The organism is Kandleria vitulina DSM 20405 (assembly GCF_000702065.1).
Lineage (GTDB): Bacteria > Bacillota_I > Bacilli_A > Erysipelotrichales > Coprobacillaceae > Kandleria > Kandleria vitulina.
Genome location: NZ_KL370857.1, coordinates 167,771 through 175,121, shown reverse-complemented (window position 1 = coordinate 175,121; position 7,351 = coordinate 167,771). Strand labels below are relative to the sequence as shown.

Annotated in this window: 7 protein-coding genes and 1 pseudogene; all 8 read right to left on the bottom strand. The window is 34.7% G+C overall.

Going from position 1 to position 7,351, the window contains the following annotated elements; all coding sequences use genetic code 11:
* A pseudogene (locus tag T513_RS12695) lies at positions 1-80 on the bottom strand (IS200/IS605 family transposase); the annotation flags it as partial.
* 178 nt (positions 81-258) lie between these two features.
* Positions 259-798: a hypothetical protein gene (locus T513_RS0110600; RefSeq protein ID WP_029071561.1), complete on the bottom strand. Its 540-nt coding sequence runs from the start codon at positions 796-798 to the stop codon at positions 259-261.
* Entirely contained in the window at positions 782-1,366 is a 585-nt protein-coding gene (locus T513_RS0110595) for a DUF4430 domain-containing protein (RefSeq protein WP_031590080.1), read from the bottom strand. The genes T513_RS0110600 and T513_RS0110595 overlap by 17 nt, the downstream gene beginning before the upstream one ends.
* Positions 1,363-2,805 carry a prenyltransferase/squalene oxidase repeat-containing protein gene (locus tag T513_RS0110590; RefSeq protein ID WP_031590079.1) on the bottom strand — a complete coding sequence of 481 codons (1,443 nt, stop codon included), beginning with the start codon at positions 2,803-2,805 and terminating at the stop codon, positions 1,363-1,365. The genes T513_RS0110595 and T513_RS0110590 overlap by 4 nt, the downstream gene beginning before the upstream one ends.
* Positions 2,806-5,190, bottom strand: a complete 2,385-nt coding sequence (locus T513_RS0110585; protein WP_031590078.1) for a homocysteine S-methyltransferase family protein — start codon at positions 5,188-5,190, stop codon at positions 2,806-2,808.
* A 2-nt stretch (positions 5,191-5,192) separates the two neighbouring features.
* Positions 5,193-5,834 carry a vitamin B12 dependent-methionine synthase activation domain-containing protein gene (locus T513_RS0110580; protein WP_031590077.1) on the bottom strand — a complete coding sequence of 214 codons (642 nt, stop codon included), beginning with the start codon at positions 5,832-5,834 and terminating at the stop codon, positions 5,193-5,195.
* Positions 5,834-6,694 (bottom strand): methylenetetrahydrofolate reductase [NAD(P)H], encoded by an 861-nt coding sequence (metF, locus tag T513_RS0110575; protein ID WP_031590076.1) that lies wholly within the window; start codon positions 6,692-6,694, stop codon positions 5,834-5,836. Before metF ends, T513_RS0110580 begins: the two co-directional genes overlap by 1 nt.
* Before the next feature lie 293 nt (positions 6,695-6,987).
* Positions 6,988-7,206, bottom strand: a complete 219-nt coding sequence (locus T513_RS0110570; protein WP_031590075.1) for a hypothetical protein — start codon at positions 7,204-7,206, stop codon at positions 6,988-6,990.
* Positions 7,207-7,351: the final 145 nt, after the last annotated feature.

Sequence of the window (7,351 nt, the reverse complement as noted above, 5' to 3'; positions counted from 1 at the left end):
TATTTAGGGGCAAACACCACATGATATTTACAATTCCATTTTGTATGTGATAAACTATGTAAGTCATCTGTATATGACATAAAATCCCTCCTGTATTCAATTGCGCAGTTGGCAGACCGCACAATCATTATACAGAGGGGATTTTATCATTTACAATACCTTTACCACTTCACTGAAGTCTTAAAACAACCTCACAGCATAGCTGTGGGTTTTATTGTTTTACAAAAAACTGCGAAGGATATTTCCTTCGCAGTTTTACTACTTTGCAAGTTTTTTTGCTTCTATCTTGAAGACTTTCATTAGAATAGGTGAACAGATAAGATAGAAGAAAAAGTTTCCTCCGGCATGTAATGTGTCAAAAGTTAAGCCTGCAATCCAATAAGGAAGAAACAATCCCCACCCGCCGTAACAGAGCTGTTCAAATGATACGACAAAGCCAAAGACGTATCCCATCAGGGATGAAAAGATAGCCATAAAAAGTAATGGTGGTGATTTTTTCTTTAGTAGGAACAATCGTTTCACTGCTTCACTCAATAAGCAGATCACAACCCAGGCGAGAATCTGGAATACCGTCCACAATCCCATTCCTAAGAATACATTTGAAACAATTGTTGTGACGAAAGTGAGCTTTATGCCAAATGAAAGGCCAAAAAGCAGCACAGAAATGATAATAATTGAAGTTACCGGCTTTATATTAGGTAAAAACTGAAGGTATATGCGGGAAGTAATATTCAATGCCGCTAAAATACCAATGAGCGCTATTTCCTTGGCTGGTGGAAACTTAATTGTAGTTGACATAACGCCACTCCAAGTGATCTTTAGCTTTAAGCTTATAAACAGCAGAACTTACATTTGGCAGTTTGCCATTTACACGATAAGTCCACCCTGAAGCAGGACCATGCTGTTTTTCTCTTAATCCATTGATTGTTGTGACATAAACAAACTTACCAAAACCAGTCTTTTTTATTGAAAGATTTGACTTCTGAAGTAATGTATAGGCTGTATCTCCTTTTACAAACTTTACTTTCTTGTTTATAAATGTTTTTCTTACGCCTACTGCTTTAAAATAAACGAAGTCATTAATTTTTAAACGACATTTATATGTCTTCTTTTTAAGCTTTAAAGAAATAGTTGTTTTACCAGCTTTCTTTCCAGTAACCCTGAACGATGTCTTAGATAGACGTCTAACGCTCGCATACCCTTTTGCATAGGCAATAGAGACTTTCTTTTTAGTATTCTTTAACGATAATGTAAATGATGATCCAATAAAAATTGTTTTTGATTGACTAGAAATACCCGCACTTTTTGCATGAACAGGTGTTATTAATGTGAGTACTATTCCAATGACAACAATTAATTTTTTCATGCTTTAAGCTTCACGCTCTTTTCTTTTGACCATTTACCATAGATGGTCTTTTTCTTTACTGTTTTATATGCTCTAACTTTTACCTGATATTTAGAACCAAGATCAAGTTTTTTTACTTTTTGAGATAAAGCTTTTGTTTTCTTATATCTCCATTTCTTAGAAGATGCTTTCTTATAAGCAATCTGGTATTTTACATTCCCTTTAGCTTTCTTTAGTTTTACTTTAAATAGTGTTCTATATACTTTAATAGATTTCACTTTCACTTTGCTTGGATGAATTGTGTAGTTTACCTTTACAGTTCCACTGTAGTCTCCTAATCCTTTGATGGTAGCTTTATAGATCCCGATAGCTTTACTCTTTTTAAGTGTTAATTTGTAATCTTTATTGTTAATTAAAGTCTTTCCATTGTAAGTCACTTTTACAGTTGGCTTTTTCACCTTGCCATTATAAACAAAACTTTTCTTAGATAAAGTCACATTGCTTTTTGAAAGTTTACGAGCAGCTTTTGTTGCAAAATATTCTTTTCTTGCATCATTAATGACAGAACCAAATTTATATGTACCTAAGGCTCTAGCCCCACTTACTGTTGTATAAGGATCAGTTTCTCCATTAGAATAGTTGGATTTAAATGATCCATCTTTTAACTGATAGTTTAACAAGTAAGAAACAGACTTATTGTTTGTTGATAAGACTTCATTTTTATTATGAATAAACAACGCTTCTAATACAGCTGCAGATGTATCTGGGCTTCCACCCCATCCTGTATGATCAAAAGAACCATCTTCTTTTAATCCTGATTTTAAATATGTTACAGCTTTAATCAACTGTGTACGATAAGCTGAAGCATCAGCTAATGATAATGCTTCATAAGCCCATCCTGTTGTAGAATCATCTTCCACAATTCCATTATAGACATAATAGAAAGCACCATTTTGTCTCTGTTTTGAAGCTAAATCATTTGAAACAATTTTCACCTTAGGTGAATTAACTGCTTCTAATGCCATTAATACATATATTTCATAATTAGGAGCAATTTCTTTTCCATCAAAGTAACCGTTGCTTGAAATTAATCCTTCTAATTTCTTCACGTAATTTTTTCCATAATAATTAGCAGGATCTTCCCCTAATAATGTTAAGGCGATAATACCCTTTGTTAAATTACCACTCTTTTTGTCTTCATCATAGGTAGTATCCAAAGACTTTAAGCTTTCTTCATAATCCTTATCTAAAGTAAAAGGTGCATTTTCTGCTTCTAATCCAATTGATTCTACCGCAATGATTTCATCACTGCTTGATAAGACTTTCTGCTTCTTATAGAACGATTGCACTTTAGCAACCGCGTTTAAGATCGTATTAACATTTTCTGCTGCCGCTACTTGTCTAAAAGATAACGACAAAGTCAAGATAAGTGCTAATGCACATATAATTCCCTTTTTCATTTATTTCTCCCCCTCATTTTTTATAAAAACAGAATCCGCATAATGAACTGTTTCCATCGCATCCTTGCAATAGGCATCAGCACCAATCTGATCAGCGTAGTCCTGAGTCATAACCGCACCACCTACGCATACGAGCGTATCTGGTTTCTTTTCTCTAAGCTGTCTTATTGTCTCTTCCATATTAACGACTGTCGTCGTCATAAGCGCACTTAAGCCTACTAGTCTGACATCATTCTTGATTGCTGTATCTACAATAACTTCTGGTGCGACATCTTTTCCTAAATCAATGATGTCATAGCCGTAGTTTTCTAGCATGACTTTAACGATGTTCTTTCCGATATCATGAACATCCCCTTTAACTGTCGCAAGAATAATTTTTCCTTTTGATTCTGTCTCCACACCTTTCATTGATTCTTTAATGACCGCAAATGCTGCTTTAGCAGCTTCTGCACTCATCAGTAATTGAGGCAAGAAGATTGAACCATTTTCAAATCCTTTGCCTACTTCATCAAGAGCAGGAATTAATTCTTCATTGATTAAAGTTAATCCATCTCTTTCCTTTAATCCCTCTTTAGTTGCTGCTGCCGCATTTTTTTCAAGTCCTCTTTTAACACTGTCAAATAGACTCATTTCGCTGACAGCTTTCTTCACTGTTTCAGTCTTTACATCCGCATAAGCTGAAATGTATTCATTAAAGTTTTCATCCTGATTAGTCAAAGCATTATAAGCACGGTAGCTGTTCATCATATCTTGAGCATTAGGATTGATGATTGCACATGATAAACCATCATGCATTGCCATTGTCAAGAAATGACTATTGATAATCTTTCTTTGGGGCAATCCAAATGAAATATTGGATACACCTAGAATAGAATGACCCTGGAGCTCATCTCTAATACGACGTAATGTTTCTAATGTAACTAATGCAGAAGATGAATCTGATGAAACGGTCATCGCTAATCCATCGATGACGATATCATCTTTAGAGATGCCATATTTTTCTGCTTCTTTATAGATCTTCTTGGCAATCTCAATACGTTTTTCAGATATTTCCGGTATTCCTGATTCATCAAGTGGTAAAGCAACCACAACTGCACCATATTTAGCAACTATTGGGAAAACATGATCCATGATTTCCTGCTTCCCGTTAACTGAGTTAAGCATTGCTTTCCCATTATATAATCTTAAGCTTCTTTCCATTGCTTCAAAGTCACCAGTATCAATCTGTAATGGCAAGGCTGTTACTGATTGAAGCTGACTCATCACTTCTACCAATGTATCTGCTTCATTGATTTCAGGTAAGCCAACATTGACATCTAGAATGTGAGCTCCTGCATCTTCCTGCTGAAGACCTTGAGATAAAATATAATTGATATCATGATTCTTTAAGGCTTCCTTGAATTTCTTTTTCCCCGTTGGGTTAATACGTTCACCAATGATTACTGGTTTCTTGCCAATCTCTACTGATTGAGAAAAAGAAGTCACAACACTATGATGCTTTTTCACCGGAGGATGGAAAGGCTTAGTCTTGCACATGTCTACAAGTCCCTTGATATATTCAGGCGTTGTACCACAACAACCACCTAATACTGCTACTTCAAGATCCGCAATTTCTGACATGTAGCCAACAAACTCTTCACTTGTCATATCATAATAATTATGTCCATCCTTGCTTTTTGGAAGTCCTGCATTGGGATTGACAATAATTGGTAATGATGAGCTGTTGATCATTCTTTTAATAAAAGGAATCATCTGCTTAGGTCCAAGTGAGCAGTTCACTCCAATCGCATCTACTTTTAATCCTTCTAATAAAGCAACAACCGATTCTGGTGTTCCTCCTGTCAACAGTTTTCCTTTTTCATCAAATGTTACAGTGACACAAACTGGCAGATCACATGATTCCTTAGCAGCTAAAACAGCAGCTTTGGCTTCATAGGCATCGGTCATTGTTTCAATGAGGATGAGATCTACTCCTATTTCAAGAGCATAGCCAATGACTTCTTTGTAAAGGTTAACTGCCTTTTCAAAAGGAAGATCTCCCAATGGTTCTAATAGTTTTCCCGTTGGACCAAGATCCAATGCGATGTAGCCATCTTCTTCACGATGTGCTTCTTTTCTTGCCTTTTTTGCAAGACGAACTGCACTTTGTACAATTTCTTTTAAATTATCAGGAAAACGTAGAGCGTTAGCACCAAAAGTATTCGCGTTAACGACATCACTGCCTGCTTCAAAATATTCTCTATTGATTCTTAGAATCTTTTCAGGATGCTGAAGATTCCAATACTCAGGTTTTTCTCCAGCTTTTAATCCCCATTCTTGTAAGATGGAACCAAAACCGCCATCCCAGAATAGCCACTCTTTTCCTAATCGTTCTTTAAAACTCATGATTACTCCTTCCTTGATGGACAATCCAGCTTATCACATGCTTTACAGCCAGACACTGATTTTTGTGGATAATCAGTTATCCCAATAAAAGCTGTAACGCTCTTTGATGGCACCATCAATAGTGATTCTGTTAAATGAATGCCTATTTCACTCATCTTTAATAGACGTTCAAAATCTTTTTGTAACTCAAGTGATGTATCTCCATATCCAGGTGAGAAACGAGGCTTTAGATACAAGTGTTCTTCTTTTGCTTGTTCTTTTAATTTATCATTCAAATCATCGCATACACATTCAACCATCTCTGCTCCTGTTGCCTGATAAATAGCCGCTTTGGCCATATTGGTGATTTCTACACGTCTGATCATTTGATCTACACCAATACCAACAGTAGCAGCGAAGAGATAGACTTCATTGCAGCCTTCTAAGTTTTTAGATAGAGCTTTACTATTGATGGACATTCCTTCGATAAGAATCGTATCATCTACTCTTTTAACAGGAAATCTCTTATAAACAAACTGGGGATTAATGACTTTCTTGAGCTCATCTATACATTGATCAATAAGTTCATCCGTATGCTCATTGATCTCCATATCTTTTCTATAGCCGAGATATCTTAAAATCTCCGACTTGCGTATTGGTTTCATTATTTTAAGATCTCCGATACATTGTTCATGATACCTTCAGCGACATCTGGGTTATTCATAGTATAAACGTGAATATGTTTTACCCCATTGGCAATAAGATCAATAATCTGTTCTGAGGCATAAATGATCCCTGCCTGTTTCATTGCTTTTTCATTATCTCCAAAAGTATCTACCATTGAGAAGAAACGTGAAGGCACTGAACTTCCTGATAACTGAATAGCACGTTTTACTTGTTCTTTTCTTGTAATAGGCATAATACCAGCTACAATTGGCACTTCAATTCCTGCTTCTCTTGCACGATAAAGGAAATTATAGAAGATGCTATTGTCAAAGAACATCTGAGTAGTCAAGAAATCACAGCCTGCTTCTACTTTCTTTTTTAAATAGTAGATATCTTCATCCTTGTTCTTTGCTTCAGGATGACCTTCTGGATAACAGGCTCCCCCAATACAGAATTCAGGATTATATTCCTTGATTTCCTTAATCAATTCAGAAGCATGTTCATAATCATGAGGGACTTCTGTTTCAGGAAGATCCCCTCTTAATGCCATGATATTCTTAATGCCATTGGCTTCAAAAGATTCAAGCATTTCATGAACTTTCTCTTTTGTAGAAGAAACACAAGTCAAGTGGGCCAATACATCCACTCCTTCTTTTTCCTGTATTTCCTTGGCAATATTTACTGTATACTGGCTTGTTCCCCCTCCCGCTCCATAAGTGACTGACATAAACTCTGGGTGTAATCTTGCGATTTCTTTTGCCTTATTGGCAACTGCTTCAAAGTTTTTTGAGTATTTATTAGGAAAAACTTCAAATGATAAAGTAACTTTTCCCTGATTTAAGCAATCTATTATTTTCATACCTCTTACCTTCCTAACGAATCTTATTATAAAGCATGATTATCAAAATGATGTTATATTAATTATAACACATTAACCATAGTTATAGACTATAACTGAAAAAGCCACATAGCTGTGGCTTTTCTTTATTATTTTACTTGTATATCTAGATTTAATAAATGCAGAGGATTAAAGAGGCATATCCATTTATGTGATACAAGTTTTTACCTGTATATAATGACATACATATTATAAATACAAGTACACCAGCAATAAGATTAGAGACTATTTCTTCCATATAGAATTCATAGATCTTATTTATTAGAATCTCCATTCTTAGCTTCTTTTAAAATCTTATTTGTATGTCTTGATTTAAAGAAGACATAGACAAGAAGTATTGGAGATATATATCCATTTAATGTGGTCCATGGTTTCTTTTCTGTATACAATGCCATACATATAATAATTAAAAATGTAAACGAAATAATATTGAAGATTATTTCTGACATAAAAAATTCATAGATTTTTTTCATAAATATCCTCTTTTTCTTTCTTTTAACTATTAATATTATACCCCATATACTCAATAAGTTTAAAAAATTGAAGCTTTTAAAAAAATTTACTTATTAAATACAAAACAAACAAGAAAAAAATCCTATAGAAGTCATTCTGGTGGTT